Source organism: Erythrobacter sp. SN6-5, assembly GCF_057364945.1.
The window spans coordinates 2032870-2046837 of record NZ_CP200282.1 but is presented as its reverse complement, the minus strand read 5'-3'; the positions used below and the strand labels follow the sequence as shown (position 1 = coordinate 2046837).

General features: G+C 58.4%; 12 protein-coding genes and 1 pseudogene. 4 read left to right on the top strand and 9 right to left on the bottom strand.

The annotated features are described in order from the left end of the window. Nucleotides 1–83: 83 nt before the first annotated feature. Nucleotides 84–365 carry a hypothetical protein gene (locus AC0V6Z_RS10115; protein ID WP_472638380.1) on the top strand — a complete coding sequence of 94 codons (282 nt, stop codon included), beginning with the start codon at nt 84–86 and terminating at the stop codon, nt 363–365. Continuing rightward, complete coding sequence (locus AC0V6Z_RS10110) at nt 355–789, top strand: hypothetical protein (RefSeq protein ID WP_472638379.1); 435 nt, start codon at nt 355–357, stop codon at nt 787–789. Before AC0V6Z_RS10115 ends, AC0V6Z_RS10110 begins: the two co-directional genes overlap by 11 nt. Before the next feature lie 13 nt (nt 790–802). Here the strand turns inward: AC0V6Z_RS10110 and AC0V6Z_RS10105 are convergent, their stop codons facing one another. The 9 genes from AC0V6Z_RS10105 to fsa form a co-directional block, all read right to left on the bottom strand. Next, entirely contained in the window at nt 803–1687 is an 885-nt protein-coding gene (locus AC0V6Z_RS10105) for an aldehyde dehydrogenase family protein (RefSeq protein ID WP_472638378.1), read from the bottom strand. Beyond that, nucleotides 1674–2183 carry an aldehyde dehydrogenase family protein gene (locus AC0V6Z_RS10100; RefSeq protein WP_472638377.1) on the bottom strand — a complete coding sequence of 170 codons (510 nt, stop codon included), beginning with the start codon at nt 2181–2183 and terminating at the stop codon, nt 1674–1676. Before AC0V6Z_RS10100 ends, AC0V6Z_RS10105 begins: the two co-directional genes overlap by 14 nt. Before the next feature lie 49 nt (nt 2184–2232). Beyond that, complete coding sequence (locus AC0V6Z_RS10095) at nt 2233–3888, bottom strand: acetolactate synthase large subunit (RefSeq protein ID WP_472638376.1); 1656 nt, start codon at nt 3886–3888, stop codon at nt 2233–2235. Between the two features lie 158 nt (nt 3889–4046). Continuing rightward, entirely contained in the window at nt 4047–4985 is a 939-nt protein-coding gene (locus AC0V6Z_RS10090; RefSeq protein ID WP_472638375.1) for a D-2-hydroxyacid dehydrogenase, read from the bottom strand. Beyond that, nucleotides 4982–6448, bottom strand: a complete 1467-nt coding sequence (gene cysS / locus AC0V6Z_RS10085; RefSeq protein WP_472638374.1) for a cysteine--tRNA ligase — start codon at nt 6446–6448, stop codon at nt 4982–4984. The genes AC0V6Z_RS10090 and cysS overlap by 4 nt, the downstream gene beginning before the upstream one ends. A 107-nt stretch (nt 6449–6555) precedes the next feature. After that, complete coding sequence (locus tag AC0V6Z_RS10080) at nt 6556–7215, bottom strand: nitroreductase (RefSeq protein WP_472638373.1); 660 nt, start codon at nt 7213–7215, stop codon at nt 6556–6558. Nucleotides 7216–7220: 5 nt separating this feature from the next. Beyond that, nucleotides 7221–7499: a DUF7336 domain-containing protein gene (locus tag AC0V6Z_RS10075; RefSeq protein ID WP_472638372.1), complete on the bottom strand. Its 279-nt coding sequence runs from the start codon at nt 7497–7499 to the stop codon at nt 7221–7223. Next, complete coding sequence (gene cobT / locus AC0V6Z_RS10070; RefSeq protein WP_472638371.1) at nt 7496–9334, bottom strand: cobaltochelatase subunit CobT; 1839 nt, start codon at nt 9332–9334, stop codon at nt 7496–7498. Before cobT ends, AC0V6Z_RS10075 begins: the two co-directional genes overlap by 4 nt. Before the next feature lie 24 nt (nt 9335–9358). Next, nucleotides 9359–10012 (bottom strand): fructose-6-phosphate aldolase, encoded by a 654-nt coding sequence (fsa, locus tag AC0V6Z_RS10065; RefSeq protein ID WP_472638370.1) that lies wholly within the window; start codon nt 10010–10012, stop codon nt 9359–9361. Between the two features lie 176 nt (nt 10013–10188). Between fsa and AC0V6Z_RS10060 the strand changes: the two are divergent. Then, nucleotides 10189–12358, top strand: a pseudogene (locus AC0V6Z_RS10060) (primosomal protein N'). 45 nt (nt 12359–12403) lie between these two features. Then, nucleotides 12404–13966: a cryptochrome/photolyase family protein gene (locus tag AC0V6Z_RS10055; protein ID WP_472638369.1), complete on the top strand. Its 1563-nt coding sequence runs from the start codon at nt 12404–12406 to the stop codon at nt 13964–13966. Nucleotides 13967–13968 lie beyond the last annotated feature (2 nt).

Genomic DNA, 13968 nt, shown 5'->3' with positions numbered 1-13968 from the left:
GGATGATTCGCTCTTTCAAAATCAGATGAAGGGGAAATCACATGCTGATCAGAGTGATCGAAAAGTTCCTGAGGGACCACGATATGCCAGCTACGAAATTTGGGCGGCTCGCCGCGCATGACCCGCGCTTTGTGCTCGATTTGCGGATGGGGCGCACGCCGCGCGCCGCCACGGAGGCGCGCACCCGCCAATGGATGTCGGACTATGTCGGAACGGCAACCAGCGCAGAAGAAGCTGTGGCAGAATTCAAGGCAATACCCGGCAGTTTCCGGCCCGGCGACGGTCTAGCCCCAACCTATCGCGCCGGAACATTCGGCATGAAACTCGCTCAAAACCTCAGCCAGGATATCGTCCATGCTTATTGAAATCAAATCCGCCGATAGTGGCGACATTGATGTTCCTGCGGACATGATCGACACTCCGCCTGCCACGCAGAACGCGCGGGCAGCCCGGCGAGCGCGGCGTTACCGCCCCCGGCGCACAACCAGCGACCGAGTGCGCGAGGCATTGCTAACGCTCGCCTGCGGGCGCGGCAATCTATTGACGCATGAGGAGAAACCCTGGGCGTCGATCACCTTCTCAGGTTCCCGCCACGAATTGGTGCTGGAATTTAACGGAATCGCCGACTGCAAGGTCGGGGAAGAGTTCATTGCCGCCCTACCCGAACACGAGTTTCACATTCCCAGCCAGCTCGTCGCAGATGCAACAATTTCCAGCGTTGAGAGCAATTATACGCCGGAGCCGCACATGCAGGTGACGGCGGTGCTGTTACTGCTGGAGGAAGTGTGAGCGCACGCTGCACTTACACCCCGTTGAACACCACCATCTTTTCCTGCGTCATTTCGTGCATCGTGAAGGGAATGCCGCCAACGCCGTGACCCGAATGTTTTTGCCCGGCAAACGGCATCCAATCGACCCGGAAGGCCGAATGATCGTTCACCATCACTGCCGATGCGTTGACTTCACGATAGGCCTTCATTGCCGGGGCGAGCTCTTGCGTGAAGATTGCTGCCTGGAATGACACGTCAAGCGAATTGGCCTGCGCTATCGCGGTGTCTATATCATCATAACTGTACAGGCAAACCGCCGGGCCAAAGACTTCCTGTTGTGAAATGGTCGCATCAGCGGGCGGATTGAGCAGCACGGTTGGCGCATAGGTCGTCTCGCCCAGCCGCTCCCCACCACACAGGATCTGCGCGCCGCCATCACGGGCTTCATCCACCCATGCGGCCACCCGGTCGACCTCGTCCGGCCGGATCAGCGGTCCGGCCTCGACGTCTTCATGGATCGCATTGCCCACCTTCAATTGTTTAACTTTGGCAGTGAAGGCATCGGCGAAGTCTCCGATGATTGATGAATGCACAAACGCGCGCTGAACCGAGACACAAACCTGGCCCGAATGGTAAAATCCACCTTTGACCATGCTGGGAACGGCCAGATCGAGATCGGCAGTGGCATCAACGATCACCGGTGCGACCCCGCCATGCTCAAGCGCGCAGCGCACACCGGGTGCAAGTTTTGATCGCAGCATCCAGCCAACCTTGCCTGAACCGATAAAGGTGAAGAACGCAACACGGCGGTCAGTTACCAGTTTTTCGGCCTCATCCCGCCCAACCATGGTCGCTCTGCACCATTCGGGCGGCAGCCCCGCTTCGTGCAGGATCGATACGAACTCAAAGCAGGACAAAGGCGTATCGCTTAGCCGGTTTTACAATGACCGGACAGCCAGTGGCGACCGCCGGTGCCACCTGATGCACGATCAGATTGAGTGGGTGGTTGAAGGCCGAAACCGCAACCACGGGGCCAATCGGCTCACGCGTGGTAAAGGCCAGCTTGCCCACGCTGGACGCGGTCAGTCCCATCGGGATTTCTGTGCCGCGCAAGGCCGCCATTTCGTGAATGGCGATTTCCATACCGTTGATCGCACGGTCGACTTCGACGCGTGCATCGATCAGCGGCTTGCCGCCCTCATTCGCGATCTGAAAAGCGAGGTGATCCTTGCGCTCTTCCATGATCTTGGCCGCTCGCTTCAAGATATCGGCGCGCTCATGCGCAGGCAGCCAGCGAGAACGATCACGATACAGGTCACTGGCGGTCTGCAGATACCCATCGACGGTGGACCAATCATCCACTGGAACATTGCCGATTACCGACAGATCGAACGGGTTTACAACTTCGGGCATAGCTTTCCCCTAAATACGATGTGTGGCGGGCGTGCGGCCCACCAGATTATCAGAGCTTAGCGCTCAGTTCCTTGATGTCGTGATTAAGGATCTGATCGTTCTCAGTGTAGTCGACCGGACAATCGATCAGATGCACCCCCGGTGTATCGCTCGTATGGGCAAGCACATCGGTCAGATGCTCACTGCTTGTCACGCGGTGGCCATGCGCTCCGTAGCTCTCCGCATATTTCACAAAGTCGGGATTGCCATAGGTGAGGCCATAATCCTTAAAGCCCATATTCGCCTGCTTCCAGCGGATCATCCCGTAGGCATCATCGCGCAGAATCAGCACAGTCATGTTGAGCCCCAAACGAACCGCCGTTTCCATCTCCTGACTGTTCATCATAAAGCCGCCGTCGCCGCAGATCGCCATGACTTTGCGCTCTGGGTAGAGCATTGCGCTCATCATCGCTGAGGGCAGGCCAGCACCCATTGTGGCGAGCGCATTGTCGAGCAAGACCGTGTTGGGCAAATAAGCGGTGTAATTGCGCGCGAACCAGATCTTGTAGACTCCATTGTCCAGGCAGATGATGCCATCATCAGGCATGCTCTGGCGCACCTGACGCACAAGATGTGGCGGGAAAATTGGAAAGCGATTGTCCGCCTCTAGCGGCTTGGAATGGGCAACCTCTGCTGCACGATATTCCAGCATGCGATCACACGCACAGCCATCGCGTTTGGCGACCCCTTCTTTGATCTGCCAGATCGCATTCGCGATATCGCCGATCACTTCAATCTGTGGGAAATAGACTGGGTCCACTTCGGCGGTCTTCGTTGAGACATGGATGACGGTCGCGCTGCTATCGTTCATGAAGAACGGCGGCTTTTCGATCACATCGTGACCAACATTGATGATGAGATCGGCATCCTCGATCGCGCGGTGGCAGAAATCACCCGCGGACAAGGCAGCGCAGCCGAGGAACAGCGGATGCCGCTCATCAATCACGCCCTTGCCCATTTGTGTCGTAACAAAAGGAATCTGCATCTTCTCAATGAACTCGCCCAGCATATTGCTGGTCATCTTGCGATTGGCACCGGCACCAATCACCAACACTGGGCGCTGCGCGGCATCCAATGCCTCCACCGCCATCCGCACAGCTTTGGCTTCAGCCGACGGTCGACGCGCGACAGAGCGAGCGATAGGCACGGCATCGGTTGGTTCTTCAGCGATATCTTCAGGTAACTCGAGATGCGTCGCGCCAGGCTTTTCCTCTTCGGCCAGGCGAAACGCCTCACGTACACGGCTAGGAATATTGTCGCCAGCATGCAGCTGATAAGCGTATTTCGTGATCGGCCCCATCATGTCGACCACGTCGAGAATCTGAAACCGCCCTTGCTTGGATTTCTTGATCGGCTTTTGACCGGTGATCGCCAGCGTTGGCATCCCGCCAAGCTGTGAATAGGCAATCGCGGTTACCATATTGGTCGCGCCCGGCCCCAAGGTCGCCAGAAACACCCCGGTCTTACCCGTGTGCTTACCATAGGTCGCCGCCATGAAACCAGCGCCTTGCTCGTGCCGGGTCAGCACCAGCTTGATCTGATTGGAATTCGAAAGACTCTCTAGAAAATCGAGATTTTCCTCACCTGGCACGCCGAAGATATATTCAACACCCTCCGCCTCCAGACATTCGATGAAAAGATCAGAGGCTTTTTTTGTCTCAGGCATTGGCGCTTGTCTCCTATCGCACCCGGCTCGCCCAATACGGCCAGCATGCGTACACTCGCTGTGCTATTCGCGCTACGATGGCTCTGCGTTACAACACGATAGTGACGGTCTTCTATCAGTATTGCAAAGTAGCCCAACCAAAATCTTGCTGGGGCGATTCAATACCCGCGCACTGGATCAAAAATCGGCGCAACCGGCTCTCCGCGGCGATACTTTGCAAGATTATCGAGGAAGCGCGCCGCGCTGCGAATGAACATTTTATCCTGTGCGCGGCCAGATAAGTGCATAGAGACATGCGCATTGTCGAGCGTCCACAGTACGTGATCTTCGGGCAGCGGCTCCGGAGTGGTGACATCCAAAAACGCACCGCCGATTGTCTTCGCCTTTAACGCTTCGATCAAAGCTGGCTGGTCGATCACCGCACCGCGCGCGATATTCACAATGACCGCGTCGGATTTCATCGCGGCTAGTTCATCCACGCCGATCATACCGTCTGTTTCAGACGTGGCTGGCACCGCCAGGATGATCCAGTCAAACTCGCCCAGTTTTGCGCGCCACTCATCCGGTGTCAGCACACCTTCACCGCCGGAGCGGCGCACCACCGTTACATCGACATCGAATGCTTCCAGGCGCGGTTTGATCAGCTTGCCAATCGCGCCATAGCCGAGCAGCAAAGCCTTTGATCCGTGCAACTCCCGCTTACCCGGACTGTCGAGCAGCCATTCACGCCGCTCCGCCGCGTGCATGACAGAGCGATAATCCTTTGCGATATTGAGCATGCCCATCACGACATATTCGGCGATGGTAATGGCGTTGATTCCGGCTCCATTGGTGACGGTGACATCGCGCTCAATCAGGACATCCAGCGGCAGGAAATCCAGCCCAGCATAAATCGAATTGAGCCATTTCAGCTTCTTCGCTGCGCGCAAAGTGTCGGCCATTGCCGCCTGATCATACATGTCGAACCAGCCGATTTCTGCCTCAGGCACTACCTCCAGCGCTTCCTCGTGCGTCATGAACCAGCGGACATCGATATCGCTGGGCAATTGCGATTCAAGCAAGGGGCGGATCAGGCCGGATACAGCGAGGATCGTCATGTCAGTTTCCACTCCCACCCCATCGGATCGCCGTCCATCACTTCGACGCCCTGCGCCGCAAGCTCATCACGGATCGCATCAGAAGCGGCGAAGTCTTTCTCCGCGCGCGCAGCCTTGCGGCGCTCAAACGCTGCGTCGATCTCTTCTTCGGTGATAACCGCGTCCTTGGGCCGGATGCGCAGGTCCGTGCGCGCAAGCTCAAACAGGCCGAGGCCCAGAACGCTATCGATCCGTTCGACGATTGCGCGCTTGATCCCCGCATCGATCTTTTTAGTCGCGAGCGCATCTTCCAAGGCTGTCAGCGCGATCGAGGTGTTGAGATCATCGGCAATTGCAGCCTCAAATTTCTCCAGCACCGGCGCAAATTTGGGGTGGTCAGTCACGCCGCCGCTTGGCGCATCGGCGATGCGTTCCACCAACATAACGATCCGCTTGAGCCGAGTGAGCGCGGCGGTCAGCCCTTCCCACGAAAACTCCAGCTCGCTGCGGTAATGCGCCTGCAGGCACATCATCCGATAGGCGAGCGGATGATAGCCTTTGTCGACCAGCAATTGCAGGCGCAGAAACTCGCCGGAAGACTTCGACATCTTGCCAGAGCGCTCAACCAGGAAGTTGTTGTGCATCCATATGTTCGCGCCAGAATTGCGCGCATTGGAAAGGCCGGTGTCCTCTTGTCCGCCGCAACCGCAAAACGCTTGGTTCTGCGCAATCTCATTGGGATGATGGATTTCGCGGTGATCAATCCCGCCGGTGTGAATATCGAATGGGAAGCCAAGTAGCTTTTCGCCCATGACCGAGCATTCAAGGTGCCACCCCGGCGCGCCTTTCCCCCATGGGCTGTCCCACTCCATCTGGCGTTTTTCGCCAGCGGGTGTCTTGCGCCAAATTGCAAAGTCGGCCGCATTGCGTTTGCCTTCGACTGTGTCGATCCGACCTTCTCCGTCTTCGGTTACGGCACGCGCTAACCGCCCATAATCCTCAATCGTCGAGACATCGAAATAGAGCCCACTATCGAGCTCATAGCAGTGCTTGTCTGCAATGCCTTTCGCGAATTCCAGCATCTCTGCGATGTAATCCGTCGCTACCGACCATTTGGCAGGCTGGCGGATATTGAGCGCCTTCACATCCGCCCAATAGGCCTGAGTGTAATGCTGCGCGATGTCCCAAATGCTTTGCGCCTTTTCAGACGCCATCTTCTCCATCTTATCCTCGCCCGCATCCGCGTCATCGGTCAGATGGCCAACATCGGTGATGTTTATGATGTGCGTGAGATCATAGCCCTTGTGAGACAGGGTCCGCCCGAGAATATCCGCGAATACATAGGCGCGCATATTGCCAATATGCGGATAGTTATAAACCGTCGGCCCGCAGGTATAGACGCGCGCCTCACCTTCATGGACGGGGCGGAATTCCTCAAGCTGGCGCGTGAGGGAATTGAAGAGGTGCAAAGGCGCGTCGGTCATGAAAGGCCATTAGCAGGTGCACATCCTTCGACAAGCTCAGGATGAACGGATTTCTTTTTCACCCCGTTCGTGCTGAGTTTGTCGAAGCACGTGACAATAAGCGACGACTAAAACCCCACAAACTTAACGTGCTCGTCCAGCGGCACACGCTCTCGTTCATAATTGTTAAGCGGCGCATCGGGGTCGCGATAGCCAATCGCCATCCCGCAAAATAGCATATAGCGCTCGTGATCCAGGCCCAGATGCTCGCGGATCACATTGGCATAGAGCGCCATGTATTCCTGAAAACAGCTATCGAGCCCTTCTTCGCGCAGCAGCAGCGCCACCGACTGAAGCCACATGCCAGTGTCAGACCATTGCGGCTCTTTCATCAGGCGCGGGAAATAGATGAACATGACGGCGGGTGCATCAAAGCTAGTGGCGTTGCGCATCATCGCCTTCATCCGCCCTTCGCCGTCTTCGCGAGCAATCCCCATTGCGCCGAACATGCCTTTCGAAACGACGTTCAGACGCTGCTTATAGGCATCCTCTTGCCCAGGCGCAGTCCAGTCATATTCGGCCTCTTGCGGGGGCGTGGTGGTGATTTTCGCCTGAAGGTCCGCCAGCGGCTGGCCAGTCAGAACGGTCGCCTCCCACGGCTGAAAATTGCAGCCAGACGCGGCCCAACGCGCGGTGTTCATAACGCGGCGGATCGTCTCCAGTTCAACCGGCTGGTCGGTGAACTGACGCACAGAGCGGCGGCTGGTAACGGCTTCGGTTACGTTCATTACTCTTATTCCTCAGCATCAGCAGGCAAGTCGAATACTTCGCCCTTCGCATCTTTGGGTGGATCCCCTGTTACGCTAACAAAACCATCCACCCAGCTAGTTAAACCCAATTTGCATTCCTCAAATTGGAAACCTTCGGGATAGTCTCGGAATCCGGGTTTTGAGCTTAGCTTGTCGATTGCTGCGAGAGCATCGGCCTCTGACTCGTAGAAACCAATAGAAAGCTCAGTGTCTTCGCGGTTCTCGTATTCGCGCTGAAACCAGAGGTGGAACACCGTGCTCACCTCCGCTTCACACCCTTCTCATCTTCAAACAACTCCGCAAGCTGCTCCATGATCGTGCCGCCGAGTTGCTCGACATCCATAATCGTCACCGCGCGGCGGTAATACCGCGTCACATCGTGGCCGATGCCAATCGCGACGAGTTGGACCGGTGAGACGTTCTCAATCCATTCGATCACACCGCGCAGATGCGCCTCCAGATAGCCCGCCGAGTTCACGCTCAGCGTGCTGTCATCAACCGGCGCACCATCAGAAATCACCATCATGATCCGGCGATCTTCTGGCCGGTGGATCAGGCGGGAATGCGCCCACATCAACGCCTCGCCATCGATGTTCTCTTTCAGCAGCCCTTCGCGCATCATCAGGCCAAGATTGCGGCGCGCGCGGCGCCATGGCTCATCCGCTTGCTTGTAGACGATATGGCGCAAATCATTGAGCCTGCCCGGACCCTGCGGCTTGCCATCGGCCAGCCAGGCCTCGCGGCTCTGCCCGCCCTTCCAGGCGCGCGTGGTGAAGCCCAATATCTCTGTTTTGACCCCGCAGCGCTCCAGCGTACGCGCCAATATATCCGCACTGATCGCGGCGATGGAAATCGGCCGCCCTCGCATAGAGCCGGAATTATCGATAAGCAGTGTGACGACCGTGTCGCGAAACTCAACATCGCGCTCAACCTTATAAGACAGCGCAGTGCCGGGTGAGATCACCACGCGGGCCAGCCGTGCGGCGTCCAACACGCCCTCTTCCTGATCGAAGTCCCAGCTGCGGTTCTGCTGCGCCATCAGGCGGCGCTGCAAACGGTTGGCGAGCCGCGTGACCACGCCTTGCAGGCCGGTCAGCTGGCTGTCGAGATAGGCGCGCAAGCGGTCGAGCTCTTCCGCATCGCACAGCTCCGGCGCCTCGACTTCTTCATCGAATTTCTCGGTGAAAGGCTTGTAATCCAGCCCATCAGGAATATCGGCCTGCGGGCGGTTTGGGCGGACAGGAGCGTTGCTGGCATCGCCGTCCTCACCCGGTTCGCCGTCCTGCATTTCCTCCTCACCAGACAGCTCAGTATCTGCGTCCCCGTCGCCATCACCTTCCGCCTGTTCGCCGGCCATATCGGTGGCCTGCGGATCAGCATCGCCCTCTTGCTGCTCGTCGCCTTCTTGCTCATCGTCGGCGCCCTCTTCCTCATCGCCGTCATCATTGTCCGCCTCGTCCGGCGCATCTTGCGGGCGGGTGAGATCGAGATCCCGCAGCATATCCAGCGCGAGCTTTTGAAACGCCTGTTGGTCGCTGAGCGTATCCGTGAGGTTGCGGAGATCATCGCCGATACGCTCTTCGATGAACTCGCGAACCATTTCGACCCCGGCGCGCGCCTGCTCTGGCACTGGCTGCCCAGTCAATTGTTCACGCACGATCAGCGAGAGAGCGCTTTCGAGCGGAACTTCGCTGTTGTTTTGAGCGCGGGCAATCGGGTCGGTCGCGGTGCGCTGCTCCACCGCCGCATCAAGGTTGGAGCGGATGCCGCCGAATGCGTTTGCACCCAAAGCCTCATAGCGCACCTGCTCAATCGCATCATAGCACGCGCGCGCAACCGGCTCTGGCGGGCTACCACTGGCATGCAACCCTGCATTGTGGTGACGCAGTTTGAGCGAGAAACTGTCGGCGAAACCGCGCGCTTCGCTCACCTGATCGGCTGGTAGTTCACGGCCCGGCAAGGGCACGCGAAAACGATTGCCCGCAGAGCCCGGCACATCCGCGCTCCACGCCACCTCCACCTCCGCATCGCGCGCAATTGCGCGGCTGGCGCCGGTCAGCGCCTGCTTAAACGTGTCGAGAGGGGATTCTTCGGCCATCGATTAGCGTGCGTGCCTACCGGCTCAGACGATCTTCTGGCCCGTCTTCGCCCAGTCCGCCATAAACGCATCAATGCCTTTGTCGGTCAGTGTGTGATTGAACAGGGCTTTGATCACTTTGGGCGGCGCCGTCATAACGTCGGCCCCGATCTTCGCACTTTCGAGCACATGGGTGACGTGGCGCACGCTGGCGACCAGAATTTCGGTCTCAAACATGTAATTGTCGTAGATGAGGCGGATGTCCTCGATCAGGTCCATTCCGTCAAAACCATTGTCGTCGTGGCGGCCTACAAATGGCGAGATGAAGCTCGCACCAGCCTTCGCCGCAAGCAACGCCTGATTGGCAGAGAAGCACAAAGTCACATTGACCATGGTGCCATCGCTGGTCAGCGCCTTGCATGTCTTCAATCCATCAATCGTCAGAGGAACCTTGATACAAACATTGTCCGCGATTTTGCGGAGCACCTCCGCCTCGCGCATCATGGTTTCGTGGTCGAGCGCGACGACTTCTGCCGATACGGGGCCGTCGGTGATCCCGCAAATTTCCTTCGTCACTTCCATAAAGTCGCGGCCCGACTTGTGGATCAGTGACGGATTGGTGGTGACCCCATCGAGCAGGCCGGTCGCAGCCAGTTCTTTGATGTCGTCGATTTCGGCAGTGTCGGCAAAGAATTTCATCTCGTCTCAGGCTCCTGGTGGCAGATCACGAATCGCCAAACCTGATTGGCATAGCGCGGACACGCTGGCCAGCCGTGCAAGCGCCTGCTCTCCACGGTAATGTCACCAATATGATGATTATTGCGCAGCCGCACCTTGCCGATGGTCGACAGCCGCGCCCATATTAAAGGCCGATCATGAACCGCGTCCGCCTCCTTGTCCTCAATGCAGCGCTTGGCCCGCTTGATTACAAGCTGCCTGAAGGGGTCAGCGCGCCTGCTGGAACCGTAGTGCTGGCCCCGCTCGGCCCGCGCACGGTCACCGGCATTGTATGGGATGAGGGGCGCTTGCCAGGCCGCGAGTTTGACCCCAGCAAATTGCGCGCGATCCGAGAAGTACTGCCGGTGCCGCCACTGTCAGAGCCACTGCGGAGGCTGATCGAGTGGACTGCTGATTATTACTGCGCTGCGCCTAGCCAGTGTCGCGCGAATGGTCCTCTCAAGCGGCGGTGCGCTGGGGGGCCCTGCGACCATGACCGAGTACCGCTTGAGCGGATCGGAAGGTTCAGGCCGTATGACACCGCAGCGCAAGCTGGCACTTGAGACATTGGTGGACGAACAAGGCACTATCCGCGAGCTTGCCGGGATCGCCAGCGTATCAGAAGGCGTGCTGCGCGGGATGGTGAATGCAGGACTGATCAAGCCGGTGACGGTTGCGATTGATCGCCCCTTCCCGCCCGCCGATCCTGAACATTGGGTGCCCGACCTTTCCCCTGATCAGGCGGACGTTTCCGATCGCCTCGTGAACGCGGTGGCAGCGCGGGAATACGCCCCGTTTCTGCTCGATGGAGTGACCGGATCGGGCAAGACAGAGGCCTATTTTGAGCCCGTTGCCGAAGCTATCCGGCAGGGACGGCAAGTGCTTGTGCTGCTGCCCGAAATTGCCCTCACCGAGAACTTCCTCGTGCGCTTTGAGCAGCGCTTTGGCACCCCGCCTGTGCTGTGGCATTCGTCACTCAAATCCACTGAACGCAGGCGAGCGTGGAGGGCCATTGCAAACGGCACGGCAAGCGTGGTCGTGGGCGCTCGCTCGGCACTGTTTCTTCCCTATGCGAACCTCGGTCTGATCATTGTCGACGAAGCGCATGAGGTCAGCTTCAAACAGGACGAAGGCGTGCGCTACAACGCCCGCGATGTCTCGGTGATGCGCGCCCGGTTTGAGAAAATCCCAGTGGTGTTGGCTAGCGCGACACCCGCGCTCGAAAGCCTGCATATGGCATCAACTGGCATTTACGAGCGATTGGAATTGCCGAGCCGGTTTGGCGGTGCAACTTTGCCCAAAATTCGCCTGGTTGATTTGACGCAGGAACAGCCTGGCAGCGGGCGCTGGCTGGCTCCGCCGCTGGTCGCTGCACTCGAAGATCGTCTGACAAAGGGCGAGCAATCGCTGCTGTTCCTAAACCGCCGCGGATTTGCTCCACTGACCCTGTGCCGCAATTGCGGGCACCGGTATCAATGCCCCAATTGCAGCGCGTGGATGGTGGAGCATCGCCTGTCCGCCCGCCTCGCCTGCCATCATTGCGGGCACGAAACAGGGGTGCCCGCCGAATGCGCAGAATGCGGAGAGCCAGATTGCCTCGTCGCCTGCGGCCCGGGCGTTGAGCGCATCGCGGATGAAGTCGCTGAGCTGTTTCCCGAGGCGCGCGTGGCGGTCGCCACATCAGACACTTTGGGATCGCCTGAACGTGCCGCTGACTTCATCGCTCAGGCAGAAGGCGGAGCGATAGACGTAATCGTCGGCACACAGCTGGTGACCAAGGGCTTCCACTTCCCAGAGCTGACTTTGGTTGGTGTGGTTGACGCTGACCTCGGTCTGGAAGGCGGCGATTTGCGCGCGGCTGAGCGCACCTATCAGCAGGTCGCGCAGGTTGCTGGACGCGCTGGGCGCGGAGCAAAACCGGGCGAGGTGCTGATCCAGACCCGGCATACGGATTCGCCGGTCATCGCCGCGCTCGAAGCGGGCGACCGCGATGCGTTCTACGAGGCTGAAACCGAGGCCCGCAAAGACGCAGGCGCGCCGCCCTTTGGTCGGTGGGCCGCGATCATCTTGTCGAGCGAGGATGAGAGGGAAGCGCGCGCCGCGGCCATGCGGCTGGGCGATACGCGGCCAGAGCAGAACGATCTCTACATCTTAGGGCCCGCGCCCGCTCCGCTGGCTCTGCTGCGCGGCCGCTACCGCTATCGCTTCCTCGTAAACGCACGGCGATCCGCAAACTTACAAAAGGTCATTCGCGGCTGGCTGGACACGCATGATTTCCCGCCCGGCCTGCGCGTCGGCGTCGATATCGATCCATATAGCTTCGTTTAAGCAAACAGTTCGGCACTTTTTCTATGCTTGAGCATTAGAAGGCCCATGGCATCCAACCCAATCCTCATCCCCATCCTCGGCGACCAGCTAACCCGCACGCTCGCCAGTCTACGTGGTCGCGCCAAGGACGACAGCGTCATCTTGATGATGGAGGTCTGGGACGAGGCGACTTACGTCAAACATCACAAGCAAAAGATCGCGCTCATTTTCTCCGCTATGCGCCATTTCGCCGCAGAGCTGGAAGAAGCAGGCTGGCAGGTCGACTATGTGAAGCTGACGGACGGCAACAATTCCGGCAGCTTCACGGGCGAAGTTGCCCGCGCAATTGAGCGGCACGATCCGCGCGCGGTCCATGTGGTCGAGGCAAGCGAGTGGCGCGTGCAACAAGCCATCGAGGAATGGCCCGACAAATTCGCTTGCGAAGTCGAAATATTGCCGGACGACCGGTTCCTCTGCTCGCACGCAGAATTTGAAGAATGGGTCGAGGGGCGCAGGCACCTCACCATGGAGCATTTTTATCGCGAGATGCGCCGCAAGATCGGCCTGCTGATGCTGGACAATGGCAAACCGAAAGGCGGCGAATGGAACCTCGATAAGCAGAACCGCGAACCGCCCAAAGGCGACATGAAAGCACCCGCCAGGCCGAGGTTTGAACCCGATGGAATCACCCGCGAAGTATTGGCCCTGGTTGAGGAAAAATTCTCTGATCACTTCGGCGATCTGGAACCGTTCGAATGGCCCGTCACCAGCGCCGAGGCGGAGCAAGCCGCCGATGCGTTTTTCGCCGAGCGGATCGAGAATTTTGGCCCCTATCAAGACGCGATGGTTTTCGGCTCAGACGACCTGTATCACTCCATGCTCTCAACCAGCATCAATTGCGGACTGCTCGATCCGATCACTTTGTGTCAGCGCGCTGAGAAAGCCTATGAAGAAGGCCGCGCACCGCTCAATTCGGTCGAGGGTTTCATCCGCCAAATCATCGGTTGGCGCGAGTATATCCGGGGTTTCTATTGGCACTTTATGCCTGGGTTGGAAGAAGCCAATGATCTGGAAGCGACGCGCGGCCTGCCCGAGTTTTTCTGGACCGGCGAGACAGACATGCGCTGCCTATCGGACTGCATCCGTTCGACCAAAGAAAACGCCCACGCGCATCACATTCAACGCCTAATGGTGCTCGGCAATTTTTGCCTGCTGGCCGGAATCGACCCACGCGCCGTGCAGGATTGGTATCTGGCCGTTTATGCTGATGCCTATCAATGGGTTGAGCTGCCCAATGTCTCCAGCATGATCCTCTATGCCGATGGCGGTGCGCTGGCGACCAAGCCCTATGCGGCGAGCGGCAATTACATCAATAAAGTGTCTGATTACTGCAAAGAATGCAGCTATTCCGTTAGCAAGAAGACGGGCGACGGCGCATGCCCGTTCAATCCGCTCTATTGGCATTTTATGGACCGCCACCGCGACCGTCTGTCGAGCAATCACCGTATCGGCAGGATATATGCCACCTGGGACCGGATGGGTGATGAGAAGAAAGACGATTATCTCTCCAGCGCAGAGAAGTTCCTCAAGACACTAGAACCCGCTCGCGATGGATGGGCGCGCGATTAAGC

What these genes read in the sequence shown, in the direction of transcription:
- AC0V6Z_RS10115 (WP_472638380.1), top strand. Translation starts at nt 84, where the DNA reads ATGCCAGCTACGAAATTTGGGCGGCTCGCCGCGCATGACCCGCGCTTT.
- AC0V6Z_RS10110 (WP_472638379.1), top strand. Translation starts at nt 355, where the DNA reads ATGCTTATTGAAATCAAATCCGCCGATAGTGGCGACATTGATGTTCCT.
- AC0V6Z_RS10080 (WP_472638373.1), bottom strand. Translation starts at nt 7,215, where the DNA reads ATGAACGTAACCGAAGCCGTTACCAGCCGCCGCTCTGTGCGTCAGTTC.
- cobT (WP_472638371.1), bottom strand. Translation starts at nt 9,334, where the DNA reads ATGGCCGAAGAATCCCCTCTCGACACGTTTAAGCAGGCGCTGACCGGC.
- AC0V6Z_RS10100 (WP_472638377.1), bottom strand. Translation starts at nt 2,183, where the DNA reads ATGCCCGAAGTTGTAAACCCGTTCGATCTGTCGGTAATCGGCAATGTT.
- AC0V6Z_RS10095 (WP_472638376.1), bottom strand. Translation starts at nt 3,888, where the DNA reads ATGCCTGAGACAAAAAAAGCCTCTGATCTTTTCATCGAATGTCTGGAG.
- AC0V6Z_RS10055 (WP_472638369.1), top strand. Translation starts at nt 12,404, where the DNA reads ATGGCATCCAACCCAATCCTCATCCCCATCCTCGGCGACCAGCTAACC.
- AC0V6Z_RS10090 (WP_472638375.1), bottom strand. Translation starts at nt 4,985, where the DNA reads ATGACGATCCTCGCTGTATCCGGCCTGATCCGCCCCTTGCTTGAATCG.
- fsa (WP_472638370.1), bottom strand. Translation starts at nt 10,012, where the DNA reads ATGAAATTCTTTGCCGACACTGCCGAAATCGACGACATCAAAGAACTG.
- cysS (WP_472638374.1), bottom strand. Translation starts at nt 6,448, where the DNA reads ATGACCGACGCGCCTTTGCACCTCTTCAATTCCCTCACGCGCCAGCTT.